The organism is Modestobacter excelsi (genome assembly GCF_005930495.1).
GTDB lineage: Bacteria > Actinomycetota > Actinomycetes > Mycobacteriales > Geodermatophilaceae > Modestobacter > Modestobacter excelsi.
Genome location: NZ_SJEX01000035.1, coordinates 33200 through 46724, shown reverse-complemented (window position 1 = coordinate 46724; position 13525 = coordinate 33200). Strand labels below are relative to the sequence as shown.

At 72.1% G+C, this 13525-nt stretch carries 15 protein-coding genes; all 15 read left to right on the top strand.

Going from position 1 to position 13525, the window contains the following annotated elements:
- Positions 1-894: flagellar hook-length control protein FliK (locus FHL80_RS13090; RefSeq protein WP_216870691.1), on the top strand; the 894-nt coding region annotated here is incomplete at its 5' end.
- 13 nt (positions 895-907) lie between these two features.
- Positions 908-1360 (top strand): flagellar hook assembly protein FlgD, encoded by a 453-nt coding sequence (locus tag FHL80_RS13085; protein ID WP_138733850.1) that lies wholly within the window; start codon positions 908-910, stop codon positions 1358-1360.
- Positions 1361-1409: 49 nt separating this feature from the next.
- A complete protein-coding gene (locus tag FHL80_RS13080; RefSeq protein ID WP_138733849.1) occupies positions 1410-2678 on the top strand; it encodes a flagellar hook protein FlgE in 1269 nt (422 codons plus the stop codon).
- A gap of 141 nt (positions 2679-2819) precedes the next feature.
- On the top strand, positions 2820-3107 hold the full coding sequence (locus FHL80_RS13075; RefSeq protein ID WP_138733848.1) for a flagellar FlbD family protein: 288 nt from the start codon (positions 2820-2822) through the stop codon (positions 3105-3107).
- A 3-nt stretch (positions 3108-3110) separates the two neighbouring features.
- Positions 3111-3881, top strand: coding sequence for a flagellar motor protein (locus tag FHL80_RS13070; RefSeq protein WP_138733847.1), 771 nt, complete (start codon positions 3111-3113; stop codon positions 3879-3881).
- Positions 3878-4846, top strand: coding sequence for a flagellar motor protein MotB (locus FHL80_RS13065; RefSeq protein ID WP_138733846.1), 969 nt, complete (start codon positions 3878-3880; stop codon positions 4844-4846). Before FHL80_RS13070 ends, FHL80_RS13065 begins: the two co-directional genes overlap by 4 nt.
- 73 nt (positions 4847-4919) lie before the next feature.
- A complete protein-coding gene (locus tag FHL80_RS13060) occupies positions 4920-5387 on the top strand; it encodes a flagellar basal body-associated FliL family protein (RefSeq protein ID WP_138733845.1) in 468 nt (155 codons plus the stop codon).
- 142 nt (positions 5388-5529) lie between these two features.
- The gene (locus FHL80_RS13055) at positions 5530-6504 is read left to right on the top strand and encodes a flagellar motor switch protein FliM (protein ID WP_138733844.1); all 975 of its coding nucleotides are present in this window, start codon (positions 5530-5532) and stop codon (positions 6502-6504) included.
- Positions 6501-7247, top strand: a complete 747-nt coding sequence (fliN, locus tag FHL80_RS13050; protein WP_138733843.1) for a flagellar motor switch protein FliN — start codon at positions 6501-6503, stop codon at positions 7245-7247. Before FHL80_RS13055 ends, fliN begins: the two co-directional genes overlap by 4 nt.
- Before the next feature lie 5 nt (positions 7248-7252).
- The gene (locus tag FHL80_RS13045; protein WP_246078650.1) at positions 7253-7690 is read left to right on the top strand and encodes a FliO/MopB family protein; all 438 of its coding nucleotides are present in this window, start codon (positions 7253-7255) and stop codon (positions 7688-7690) included.
- Positions 7687-8559 (top strand): flagellar type III secretion system pore protein FliP, encoded by an 873-nt coding sequence (gene fliP / locus FHL80_RS13040; protein ID WP_138733841.1) that lies wholly within the window; start codon positions 7687-7689, stop codon positions 8557-8559. Before FHL80_RS13045 ends, fliP begins: the two co-directional genes overlap by 4 nt.
- Positions 8560-8640: 81 nt before the next feature.
- Positions 8641-8916: a flagellar biosynthesis protein FliQ gene (gene fliQ, locus FHL80_RS13030; protein WP_026847580.1), complete on the top strand. Its 276-nt coding sequence runs from the start codon at positions 8641-8643 to the stop codon at positions 8914-8916.
- A gap of 7 nt (positions 8917-8923) precedes the next feature.
- Positions 8924-9688 (top strand): flagellar biosynthetic protein FliR, encoded by a 765-nt coding sequence (fliR, locus tag FHL80_RS13025; RefSeq protein WP_138733840.1) that lies wholly within the window; start codon positions 8924-8926, stop codon positions 9686-9688.
- Positions 9689-10819: an EscU/YscU/HrcU family type III secretion system export apparatus switch protein gene (locus tag FHL80_RS13020; protein ID WP_138733839.1), complete on the top strand. Its 1131-nt coding sequence runs from the start codon at positions 9689-9691 to the stop codon at positions 10817-10819.
- A gap of 205 nt (positions 10820-11024) precedes the next feature.
- Positions 11025-13067, top strand: coding sequence for a flagellar biosynthesis protein FlhA (gene flhA / locus FHL80_RS13015; RefSeq protein WP_138733838.1), 2043 nt, complete (start codon positions 11025-11027; stop codon positions 13065-13067).
- The last annotated feature ends 458 nt before the right edge of the window (positions 13068-13525 follow it).

Genomic DNA, 13525 nt, shown 5'->3' with positions numbered 1-13525 from the left:
GCCCCGGCCGCCCCCGCGGTCCCGGCCGCTCCGGCCGCTCCGGCCGCCGTCTCCGCGGCGCCCAGCCTCCCGGCGAGCGGCGCTCCCCCGGCACCGTCGGCGGCGCCCGGCGACGCCCCGTTCACCGTCGTAGCCGCCGTGGCCACCGCGACCCCGGCGTCGGCCGGGGCCGGTCCCTCGCCCACCCCGTCACCCGCTGCCGACGCGCCGGCCCCGGCCGCCGGTGTGCTGCCCGGCAGCGCCGCGGGCACCCCCTCCGGCGGCGGTGCGGCGACGTCCGAGGGAGGCACCGGTGGCTCGGGGGCGGGGTCCTCGCGCACGGCGGCCGCGCCGGCACCCGACGTCGACCCGGTGTTCGCCGGGGCGCCCACCGCGCCGGCCGTCCCGGTCGCGCCGGCGACCGCTGCCCCGGCGGCCGTGGTGCCGGGCGGCGAGCCGCCGGTCGCGGCCCAGCTGGGGCGCCAGCTCGCCGTCCTGACCAACGCCCCCGACGGCAGCCAGACCATGACCCTGGTCATCACCCCCGACGACCTCGGGCCGGTCACCATCCAGGCCACCATCACCAACGGGACGCTGGACCTCACCCTGCACGGCGCGCACGAGCACGGCCGGCACGCCCTGGCCGACGCGCTGCCCGACCTGCGCCGCGACCTCGAGGGCGCGGGCGTCTCGCTCAACCGGCTCGAGGTCGGCGCCGACGCCGGCGAGGAGAGCAGCCCGTGGGCCCGGGCGGCACAGCAGCAGCTGGCCGACTCCCAGCAGCGGCAGGGCCGGTCCGGCCAGCCCGCCGCCGGGCCGCGCAGCTGGGCGCTGACTGGTGACCACCCCGGTGCGGGCAGCACTGCCCGCACCTCCGACCTGTCCACGTCGTCCGGCGTGGACGTCCTCGCGTGAGGGAGACCCCCAGATGACCGCCCCAGTCAGCGGCCCCGGGCAGGTGGCGACCCACAACGCCACCACCCAGGTGAGCGGCGCCAACGGGTTCGACTCCGAGACGTTCCTGAAGCTGCTCGTCGCCCAGCTGAAGTACCAGGACCCCAGTGACCCGGCCAGCAGCAGCGAGCTGATGGCGCAGACCGCGACCCTCGCCCAGGTGCAGAGCCTGGACGCGATCGCGAAGCAGAACAGCCAGTCGCTGACGCTGCAGAAGTCGCTGAGCGCCGGTGCGCTGGTCGGCCAGACCGTCTCCTACACCGACTCCGACGGCGCCACGAGGACCGGCGTGGTGACCGCGGTCAAGATCAGCAGCGACAGCACGGCGGAGTCCCAGGCCGTCATCGGCGGCGTCGACGTCGACCTCGCCCGCATCTCCCAGGTGGCGCTGCCGACCCCCGCCACCGGCACGTCCGCGACCAGCTGACGACGGCGTCCCCGCCCCGCATCCCCGTCACCGACCCGAGGAGCTCCCCATGCTGCGTTCCATGTTCTCGGCCATCTCCGGCCTCAAGGCACACCAGACCAAGCTGGACACCGTCGGCAACAACATCGCCAACGTGAACACGGTGGGCTACAAGTCCAGCCAGACGGTCTTCCAGGACACGCTGTCCCAGGTGCTGAGCAACGGCTCGGCGCCCACCGAGACCACCGGTGGCACCAACCCGGCCCAGGTCGGTCTGGGTGTGAAGGTCGCCGGCATCACCACCAACTTCAGCCAGGGCTCGACGCAGAGCACCAGCCGGTCGACCGACTTCATGATCAGCGGCGACGGCTTCTTCGTCACCCAGTCCGGGAACGAGCAGCTCTTCACCCGGGCCGGCTCGTTCGACTTCGACGGGCAGGGCCGGCTGGTCACCTCCGACGGGTCGATCCTGCAGGGCTGGACGGCCACCGACGGCGTCGTGGACACCAACGGCTCCATCGGCGACCTGTCGGTGCCCTACGGCCAGGTGATGCCGCCCTCGGCGTCGACCAAGGGCGGGTTCACCGGCAACCTCACCAGCGGGGCGGCTCCCAACGACGCGGTGGAGAGCCAGATCACCATGTACGACGCGCTGGGCAACGCGCACCAGGTCACCGCGACGTTCACCAAGACGGCGACCCCCAACGCCTGGTCGCTGACGCTCAAGGACGAGAACGGGGCCGACCTCACCCCGGACTCCGACGCCGGCACCGCCGGCGTGCAGGCCCCGGTGCTGAACTTCGACGCCGGGACCGGCCAGATCGCCGCGGCGGACCGGACGCTGACCTTCCGGCCGTCGGCCGCCACGGCCGCCAGCTGGCCGCAGCCCGCCGGCGGTGGCCTCACCCTGGACCTGAGCACGATCAGCCAGTTCGGTGCGAAGAGCTCGCTGAAGCCCACCACCACCGACGGCTACGCGATGGGCACGCTGCAGTCGTTCTCGCTCAGCTCCGACGGCACGATCGTCGGCGTCTACTCCAACAGCCTGCGCCAGGACATCGGCAAGCTCGCGTTGGCGACGTTCTCCAACCCCGGCGGGCTGGAGAAGTCGGGCAACTCCTCCTACCGGGTGGGCAACAACTCCGGTGTCGCCGTCATCGGCGCCGCCGGGACCGGCGGCGCCGGCACCCTCACCGCCGGCGCGCTGGAGATGTCCAACGTCGACCTGGCGTCGGAGTTCACCGACCTGATCATCGCCCAGCGCGGCTTCCAGGCGAACAGCCGCGTGATCACCACCTCCGACGAGGTGCTGCAGAGCCTGGTCCAGCTCGGCCGCTGAGCACGGACCTCCCTCCTCCCGGCCCGGTCACCTCGCGGGGTGACCGGGCCGGTCCCCGCTCAAGCACCGGCGCCGCGGCGCCGATGACACCACTGCGGCGGCGACGACGCCCGCCACCCCGACCCTGTGAGGACCCCTCCCGTGATCCGTCTGACGCGCCTCAACGGCGAGCACTTCGTGCTCAACGCCGAGCTCGTCCAGCGCGTGGAGGGGCACCCCGACACCGTCATCACGCTGCTGGACGACACCAAGTACGTCGTCGTCGAGGCCGTCGACGAGGTGGTCCGGGAGATCCGCGACTACCGCGCGGGCATCCAGGCCGTCGCCTTCCAGATGGACCGCGGTGAGTACCGCCCGCCGGTCACCCACACCCGGGAGGCGACCACGGACTCCTCCGTCGTCCGCTTCCCCTCGCGCGAGGAGCGCTGACCGATGGACCCGGCCACCCTGATCGGCATCGCCCTGGCCATGGGCGCCATCCTGCTGACGATGATCCTCGAGGGCTCGTCCCCGATGGCGATCATCCTCATCCCGCCGCTGGTCCTCGTCTTCGGCGGCACCTTCGGTGCGGCCATCGGCGGCATCTCGATGAACGACGTCAAGAAGATCGGCGCCTGGTTCAAGCTGGCGCTGATGCCACCGGCCCTCCCGTCGGTCAGCGAGCGCATCCAGACCCTGGTCACCCTGGCCGAGAGGGCCCGCAAGGAGGGCCTGCTGGCCCTCGAGGCCGAGGTCAAGAACATCGACGACCCGTTCCTCAAGCGCGGGCTGCAGATGAGCATCGACGGCACCGACCCGGAGGACCTGCGCATCATCCTCGAGGGCGAGATCTCGGCGAAGAAGTCCGAGGACAAGACCGCCGCGAAGTTCTTCAACGCCATGGGCGGCTACGCCCCCACCATCGGCATCATCGGCACAGTCATCGGGCTGATCCACGTCATGGAGAACCTGCAGGACCCGGAGTCCATCGGCCCGCTGATCGCCAGCGCCTTCGTCGCCACCCTGTGGGGCGTGCTCTCGGCCAACGTCTTCTGGCTGCCGATGGGCGCGAAGATCACCCGCACCAGCGAGCTGCAGGCCGCGGCGATGGAGCTGCTGGTCGAGGGGATCGCGGAGATCCAGGCCGGCACCAGCCCGCGCACCGTCCGGGCCAAGCTCTCCTCGCTCGTGCCGCCGAGTGAACAGCAGCGCGAGGCGGCATGAGCAGGAACTCCGGGCACGGCCACGCCCCCAAGGGCCGGCGGCCCAAGAAGCACGAGGAGGAGGAGCACGAGAACCACGAGAGGTGGCTCGTCTCCTACGCCGACATGCTGACCCTGCTCTTCGCGCTGTTCGTCGTGCTGTTCGCGATGAGCCAGGTGGACGTCACCAAGTTCAACTCCTTCGCCGAGGGCCTGCAGGAGGGGTTCGGCGCGCCGGTCACCATCCTCAGCGACGGCGCGGTGCTGGACGCGCAGAGCCAGACCCCGCTGCAGCCGGTGCAGGTCGCCGAGGACGCCGCCATCGACGGCACGGCGCAGACCGACGCGGAGAAGGCAGCCGCGGCGGAGGCCGCCGCGCAGCAGGCGCAGCAGACCGCCGCCGAGGCCAAGGCGGCCTACGACCAGCTGTCCCAGGCCGAGCAGGCCCTGCAGCAGGCACTGGCGGCGGCCGGCCAGTCCGGCGCGGCCCAGTTCGTCATCGACGAGCGCGGCCTGGTCGTGCACGTGGTGTCGGACCCGGTGCTCTTCGCCCCCGAGTCCGCCGCGCTGCTGGACAGCGGCGCCACCGTGCTCGACGCGCTCGCCCCGACGATCGCCCGGCTGCCCAACCAGGTCCGGGTCGAGGGGCACGCCAACTCGCTGCCGGTCACCAAGGGCGGCCCGTGGCCGTCCAACTGGGAGCTCTCGGCGGTGCGCGCCACCACGGTGCTGCGCCACCTGTCCGAGGCCGACGGTGTCCCCGAGGACCGGTTGTCGGCCGCCGGCTACGGCAGCACCCGGCCGCTGGTGCCCGACTCCGACCCGAGCTACGTCACCGTCAACCGGCGGGTCGACATCGTCGTCGTGTCCACGGCCTCGGCCGACGCCAACGCCCTGCTGCCCGGCATCGAGGCCGCCGCGCAGGGGACCACCAGCACCACCACCGCCAGCCAGGACGACCACGACTCCGAGGGGGGCCACCCGTGAGCGAGCTCGCGAGCGAGCCGATGGACACAGCAGCGGCGCGAACGCGACCGACGAGCGCCAGCGAGGAGGAGCAGTGAGCAGGAAGCAGCAGCAGGAGAAGACAGCGCCCGAGGAGGAGGACGCCCCCAAGGGCGGCAAGAAGAAGCTGCTGATCATCGGGCTGGTCGCCGTCCTGGCGCTCGGCGCCGCGGCGTACTTCTTCGTCTTCAGCGGCGGGTCGGCCGAGGCCGAGCCGGCACCGGAGGCCGGCTCCGTGCTGGCCGTCGAGCCGGTCGCCATCAACCTGGCCGGCGGCAGCTACCTGAAGTTCGGGTTCACGCTGCAGTACACCGTCGCCTTCGACGAGGGCGGCGGCCACGGCGGGACGGTGCAGGACGGCTCCAAGGCGCTGGACATCGCGATCAGCCAGTTCTCCGGGGCCTCGCTCACCGACGTGCAGACCAACCGCGAGGCGATGATGGCCGCGTTCACCGAGGCCGTCGTCCACGCGTACCACGACGAGGTCATGGACGTGTACCTCACCGAGTACGTCACCCAGTAGTCGAAGGACCCCGTTGCCCCCCGGCAACGGGGCCGCTCCAGCGCCTCACCGGGCGCAGCTGCACCAGCCGGGGCCGGCACCGCCGGCACCGGCTGGTCAACGGCGGTCAGGGTCGACCGGGCCCCCGCCGATGAGGACAGGCGTGAGCTTGTCCGACATCGTGGCCGACGCGCCCAGCGTGCCTGCCCCCCGCACCCCCGAGGGACAGGGCCGCTCGCGGCGGCGTCAGCCGCGCACCTACGACTTCCGCCGCCCCACGAAGCTCTCCCGTGAGCACGTCCGGATCCTGCAGATCGCGCAGGAGAACTTCGCCCGCCAGGCGACGACCATCCTGACGTCGATGCTGCGCACCGGCGCCCGGATGGAGCTCGTCGGGATCGAGCAGTACTCCTACGACGACTACATCGCCACGCTGCCGCTGTCCTGCTTCGTGGCGACGTTCACCCTCGAGCCGCTCCCGGGCAAGGGCGTCCTGGCCTACCCGCTGGACACCGCGATGGCCATCGTCGACCACATGCTCGGCGGTGCCGGCGCCGGCGACCAGCCGGTCCGGCCGATGACCGCGATGGAGAGCGCCATCACCAGCCACCTGCTGGAGCGGCTGCTCGGCGAGCTGGCCGAGGCCTTCGCGCACATCACGCCGCTGACCCCGGTGCTCGACGGCGTCGAGTACAACCCGCAGCTGGCCCAGGCCGCCGCGGGCTCGGAGACGGTGATGGTCGCGACCTACTCGATGCGCATCGGCTCCCGCGAGCCCGACGCGACGCTGGTGCTGCCGTTCTCCGCCTTCGCCGCCTCGCTGAACAACGCCGCCTCCCCGCAGCTGTCGGACTCGGCGAAGCACAAGCGGCTGCGCGCCGCCGAGGCGCTCAAGGAGCGGCTGGCCGAGGTCCCGGTCGACGTCAGCGTCCGGTTCAACCCGCTCGAGGTCCCCTCCGGCGACCTGCTGTCCCTCGCGGTCGGTGACGTGCTGCTGCTGCGTCACGCGCAGGACACCCCGCTGGAGGTCACGACCAACGACGTCATCTTCGCGCACGCGCTCCCGAGCAACCACCGGCGCCGCCTGGCGGCCGAGATCGTCCCCGGCACCGCGACCAGCGGGAAGGAAAACGCATGACCACCGCCTTCGGCACTGACCGTTCGTCGGACTCCGAGACCATCGCCACGGCCGTCGCGGCCGCGGCGCGGGCCGCTGCCGCCGCGATGCCCGCCGAGCTGGACCTGCGCCCCGGGGACACGGTGGCCGACCCCGAGTCGGTGCCGCTCCCGCCGGCGCCCGGCGCCGCGGTCACCGCAGCGCTCGGCGGCGAGGTCAGCGGCGACATCGTGCTCGTGCTGTCGGAGGAGATCGTCGGCGCGCTGACCAACTCCCCCGTCGGCGCCATGGACGTCGCCACCGCCCTGCGCCCCGCGCTCGAGGCGGCCGCCGGTGCGCTGGGCCGGGTGCGGGTCGCCGCCGAGCGGGTCGAGGACGTCGTCGCCGCACTGGACGGGCTGCGGGACAAGGGCGTCTTCCTGGCCGTGCCGCTGATCGCCAACGGCGAGGTCTCCGCCACCCTGGCGCTGCAGGTCACCCTGCCGCGGCCGCGCGAGCGCCGCGGCAGCCTGGACCTGCTGCGCAACGTGGCCATGGAGGTCACCGTCGAGATCGGCCGCACCCGGATGACGGTCTCCGAACTGCTCTCCCTCCACCCGGGCGAGGTCATCGAGCTGGACCGCGCCGCCGGGGCACCGGCCGACCTGCTCGTCAACGGCACGCTGATCGCCCGCGGCGAGATCGTCGTCGTCGACGAGGACTTCGGGCTGCGGATCAGCGAGATCGTCACCGACGCCACCGAGTACGGGACGCCGGCGTCGTGACCTGGATGATCCTGCGCCTGGTGCTGTGCCTGGCGTTCATCGCCGCGGTGCTGCTGTTCGCCAGCCGGGTCGCCAAGAAGCGCGGTCTGGGCGGGGCGACCGGTGTCATCGAGGTCGTCGCCCGCCAGCGCATGGGCCGCGCCAGCAGCGTGTCGGTCCTGCGGGTCGCCGGCCGGGTGCTGGTCGTCGGCACCACCGAGGAGCAGGTCACCCTGCTGGCCGAGGTCGAGGACGAGGAGCTGGCGGCCGCCCTGGACGCCCAGCTCGCCCGGTCGGCCACCACCGGTCCGGCCGGCGTGGACGACGACCCGGCCACCGGGGTGCTGACCCGCCGTCCGGCGCTGCCCGCCCGCTCCGGTGGTGCACTGGCCGGCTCGGTGCTCGACCGCGGCACGTGGACGTCGGTGGTGCAGGAGCTGCGCGAGCGGACGGTGCGCCGATGACCGCCGCGCTCCCCGTCCTGCTGCCGGCCGCCCCCCGGACCGCCGAGCAGGTCTCCGCGGCCCGCGGTCGCCGGATCGTCTGGCTGCTGCCGCTGCTGGTGCTGACCGTCGTCGCCCTGTGGTTCCTGCTGGCCGACCCCGCCTCCGCGGCACCCACCGCGCCCACCGCGCCCACCGCGCCCACGGCCCCGACCGCCCCGGTGGTCGACGGCAGCGGGGTCGACATCAACGTCGGTGGCAACAGCCCCAGCCAGGCCGTCACCCTGATCCTGGCGATCACGGTGCTGTCCATCGCGCCGTCGGCGCTGCTGCTGGTCACCTCGTTCACCAAGATGCTCGTGGTGCTGTCGCTGACCCGCAACGCCCTGGGCCTGGCGTCCTCGCCGCCCAACCAGGTGCTCACCGGGATCGCGCTGTTCCTGACGATCTTCGTGATGGGCCCGGTGTTCGGCGACATCAACGACGTCGCCGTCCAGCCCTACCTCGACGGCACGATCACCGCCTCGCAGGCCTACGACGTCGGCGAGGCACCGCTGAAGACCTTCCTGCTGGACAACACCCGGGACGACGAGCTGAAGCTCATGATCGGCCTGTCCGGGGAGGAGAAGCCGGCCGACGAGGAGTCGGTGAGCATGCTGACCCTGATCCCGGCGTTCGTGCTCTCCGAGCTGAAGAGCGCGTTCATCATCGGGCTGGTCATCTTCATCCCGTTCCTGGTGCTGGACATGCTGGTCAGCGCCGCGCTGATGTCGATGGGCATGATGATGGTGCCGCCGTCGGTCGTGGCGCTGCCGTTCAAGCTGCTGCTGTTCGTGATGGTCGACGGCTGGGCGCTGATCACCACGGCGTTGGTGGGGTCCTACTCGTGACCGACAACTCGAAGACGACGGCAGAGCGAGCATCGCAGGGAGCGCCAGCGACCGAGGAGCGGAACGAAGCCGGAGTCGAGAATGACTGACACCGACGTCACCGAGATCGCCACCCAGACGATGCTGGTCGGGGCCAAGGTCGCCGCCCCCATCCTGCTGACCGCCCTGCTGGTCGGGTTCATGATCTCGCTGTTCCAGGCGGCGACCCAGATCCAGGAACAGACGCTGTCCTTCGTGCCGAAGATGATCGCGGTCGCGATCGCGCTGCTGGTGACCGGCAACTGGGTGCTCTCGGAGCTCATCTCCTTCACCCACCAGCTGTTCGACTCGCTGCCGCGGCTGCTCGGCCAGAGCTGAGGCTGCGGTGGACCTCCAGGTCCCCTCGGCGACCCTGGCCGCGCTGCTGCTGGCCACGGTGCGCGCCAGCGGGTTCGTGATCATGGCGCCGCCCTTCAACTCGGCGGCCATCCCGGCCGCGGTGAAGGGCGCGCTGGCCATGGCGCTGGCCATCGTGGTGTTCCCGCACATCAGCGGCGACCTGCCGGCCATCACCGCGGGCTTCCTGATCGTCAGCGCGGTCACCGAGGCGCTCATCGGCGCGGCACTGGGCTTCGTCATCCAGGTGCTGTTCACCGCCGTCCAGCTGGCCGGCGACCTGATCGACCTCTCCGGTGGCTTCTCGCTGCAGCCGGCCTACGACCCGCTGTCGCTGACCACGCACTCCTCGATCGGCAAGCTGCACTACATGCTGGCGACCACGCTGCTGTTCACCAGCGGTGGGCACCTGCTGCTGGTCCGCGGCTTCGTCACCTCCTACGAGGGGCTGCCGGTGGGCGGCTCGATGCCCACCGACCAGCTCGGCTCCACCCTCGTCACCGTCTTCTCGATGATGTTCCTGGCCGCCCTGCAGATCGCCGGACCGATGGTCGCGGTGCTGCTGCTCGCCGACGTCGCCCTGGCCCTGCTGTCCAAGGCCGCCCCGTCGCTGAACATCTTCGCGTTCGGGTTCCCGGTGAAGATCCTGCTCACCCTGACCCTGCTCGGGCTCACCTTCCCGCTCCTGCCGCCCGCCCTCGACGCGCTGATGCACACCGGCCTCGAGGCGATCACCTCCTTCCGGAGCGGGTAGATGGCCAAGGACGGACCGGGTGGTGAGAAGACAGAGAAGCCGACAGCGCAGAAGCTGAAGCAGGCCCGCAAGGACGGGCAGATCCCGCGGACGCAGGAGCTGGGCACCTGGCTCGGCGCGGCCGCCGCCAGCGTGCTGCTGCCGATGATCGTCGGACGTGCGTTCGGGTCGGTCCGCCAGCTGTTCGTGCAGATCGGCACGGTGGCCGACGACCCGCAGCCGGCGGCGCTGTCGGCGCTGATGGGCCAGGCGCTGTTCGCGTTCCTCGGTGCGGTCCTGCCCATCGCGCTCGGCATGATGCTGGTCGGCACGCTGGCCTCGGCCGCCCAGGGCGGGGTGGTGCTCAGCGGCAAGGGGATCAAGCCGACGTTCTCCAAGCTGAACCCGCTGCCCGGGCTCAAGCGGATGTTCGGCACCCACGGGCTCTGGGAGTCGATCAAGGCGCTGATCAAGACGATCGCGCTCGCCGTCGTCATCTGGGCGACGTCGGACAAGGCCCAGCACCTGGTGTCGGCCTCCGGTGCGCTGCCGCTGTCGGAGGTCACCCGGGTCTTCACCGAGTCCGCCGTGCTGATGTTCCGGGTCGTGGGCATCACCGGTCTCGCCATCGCCCTCGCCGACTACCTGGTGGTCCGGCACCAGACCATGAGCAAGCTCAAGATGAGCCAGTACGAGATCAAGCAGGAGCACAAGAACTCCGAGGGCGACCCGCACGTGAAGGCCCAGCGCCGGGCCACCCAGATGGCCATGTCGCGGAACCGGATGATGTCCGAGGTCGCCGACGCGGACGTGCTGCTGGTCAACCCCACCCACGTCGCGGTCGCGCTGAGGTACGAGCCGCTGCGCGGCGCACCCCGGGTGGTCGCCAAGGGCTCCGGGGAGGTCGCCACCCGGCTGCGGGCGCGGGCCGAGGAGTGCCGGGTGCCGATGGTCCAGGACATCCCGCTGGCCCGGGCGCTGCACGGCTCCTGCGACATCGGCCAGGAGGTGCCCGCGCAGCTGTTCACCGCGGTCGCCCGGGTGCTGGCCTTCGTGATGCACCTGTCCAACCGCGGGGTCCGCGGCGGCGTCCACCGGCCGGGCTTCGAGGCCCCCGACGTCGCGGGGCTGCCCCGGGCGAGGCGCCGCTGAAGGAGGCCGCACCTGCACCGTCCGCACCGGACGCCCCACCTGGCCGATCGGTCTGGGGCGCCCGGCACTGGTGGTGCGCGTGGGTCGGGGTGGCGACCCGGCGCGGCCGCTGCGGTACGGACCGTTCCGGGGACTGCCGAGAACGGCGTCGAGGGCGTGATGCGCCCTCTCGCCGTCCGGCGCCGCTGCTCAGGAACGAGGTCTCGTGGGAAAGCTGACGAAGGCCGCCGTCCCCATCGGGGTCGTCTCCATCGTCCTGATGCTCGTCGTCCCGCTGCCGGCCGCCGTGCTGGACCTGCTCCTGGGCTTCAACATCACCGCGTCGCTGCTGATCCTGCTGGTGTCCATGCAGATCAAGCGGCCGCTGGACTTCGCCGTCTTCCCGTCGCTGGTGCTCATCGCCACGCTGATGCGGCTCGCGCTGAACGTCTCCTCGACCCGGCTGGTGCTCAGCGACGGCTACGCCGGCAAGGTCATCGAGTCCTTCGGGCACTTCGTCATCGGCGGCTCGCTGATCGTCGGCCTGGTGATCTTCGTGATCCTCACGATCATCCAGTTCGTCGTCATCACCAACGGCGCCGGCCGCGTCGCCGAGGTCGGCGCCCGCTTCACCCTCGACGCCATGCCCGGCAAGCAGATGGCGATCGACGCCGACCTCAACGCCGGCCTGATCAACGAGACGCAGGCGCGCAAGCGCCGCCAGGAGGTCACCTCCGAGGCCGACTTCTACGGCTCGATGGACGGTGCCAGCAAGTTCGTCAAGGGCGACGCCATCGCCGCGATCATCATCACGATGATCAACCTGATCGGCGGTTTCGCGATCGGGATCATGCAGAACGGCATGGCGCCCGCCGACGCGGTCTCCACCTACTCGCTGCTGACCGTCGGCGACGGCCTGGTCTCCCAGATCCCCGCGCTGCTGATCTCCACCGCGACCGGCCTCATCGTGACCCGCGCCGCCTCCTCCGGCGACATGGGCTCGGACCTGCTGCAGCAGCTGGGCCGCAACAAGCAGCCGGTGCGGATCGCCGGCGGCGCCGCGCTGGCGCTGTGCCTGATCCCCGGCCTGCCCAAGCTGCCGTTCCTGCTCGTCGGTGGTCTCTTCCTGTTCCTCTCCACCCGGCTGACCGAGAAGCCCGAGGACGACGACGAGGCCCTGGCCGCGGCGGACGCCCCGGAGGAGCCGCAGCCGGACTCCCCCGAGGCGATCGTCGAGCGGATGCGCGTGGACCCGCTGGAGCTCGAGGTCGCCTTCGACCTCGTCGAGCTGGTCGACACCGCCCGCGGCGGCGACCTGCTGGACCGGGTGAAGGCGCTGCGCCGCAAGGTCGCCATGGAGACCGGCCTGGTGATCCCGCTGGTCCGCACCCGGGACAACCTGGACCTGCCCGGCTCGCAGTACGTCATCTGGCTCAACGGCGTCCCGGCGGCGCGGGGCAACTCCCCCGCCGGCACCGTGCTGGCCATCGGCGACCACCTCGAGGGCCTGCCGGGCAAGCCCACGACCGAGCCGGTGTTCGGGCTGGCCGCCAAGTGGGTCCCCGCGGAGCTGCAGCGGCAGGCCGAGATGGCCGGCGCGACCGTCGTCGACCGCTCGTCGGTCATCACCACCCACCTGGCGGAGGTGGTCCGGCAGAACGCGTCGGCGCTGCTCGGCCGGGAGGACGTGAAGGTGCTGGTGGAGATGGTCCGGCGCTCGCACCCCGCCGTCGTCGAGGAGCTCACGCCGAGCCTGCTCAGCCTGGGCGAGGTCCAGCGGGTGCTGCACGCGCTGCTGGACGAGGGCGTCTCCATCCGCGACCTGGTCCGCATCTTCGAGGCGCTGTCGCTGCGGGCGAAGAAGTCGACGGACCTCGACGGTCTGGTCGAGGCGGTCCGGGCGGCGCTCGGTGGCGCGATCAGCCAGCCGTACGTGACGCCCGACGAGCGACTGCACGTGATCACCCTGGACCCGGCCTTCGAGCAGCGTCTGCTCGAGGCCGTCCGCCCCACCGAGAACGGTCAGGTGCTGGCCCTGGACGGCCACACCGTCGACACCCTCGTCCGGGGCTGCACCGAGCTGCTCGACCAGGCGGACCGGCTCAACCTCTCCCCCGTGCTCGTCTGCTCCCCGCAGGTGCGCGCCGCACTGTCCCGCCTGGTCCGCCAGGTCCTGCCCCGGCTGTCGGTGATCTCGTACAACGAGGTGTCCCGCACGGCCCAGATCGAGTCCCTGGGAGTGGTGAACGGTGCCTTCGCAGTCCGTTGAGGCCGCCACGCGTGACGAGGCCATCGCCGCCGCGCGTGAGCAGTTCGGCCCCACCGCACGGATCGTCGGGGTGCGCCGCATCCGCTCCGGCGGCATGTTCGGCTTCTTCACCAACGAGCGGTTCATCGCCGAGGCGGAGGTGCCCGAGGCCGACCCGGTCAAGGGCCCCGACACCGGCTCGCTGTTGAAGACCGGCGCCCGGGACGCGCGGCCGGCCGCGTCGCTGGACGACCGCATGCAGGAGCTCGCCGAGCTGCTCGGCTCCGCGTCGCAGGAGCCGCAGCCCGTCGGTCTCTACGGCCGGGCGGGTGTCGCTCCCGCCGCGGCGCCGACGGTCGCCGAGCGGCCGGTGCGGCGCTCGGCTGCGCCTGCCTCGACCGGCGCCACGGCGCCGTCGTCGGTCCGCACGGCCACGCCGGTCCGCGCCGCCGCGCAGGCCCGCGCCGCCACGCCGGTGC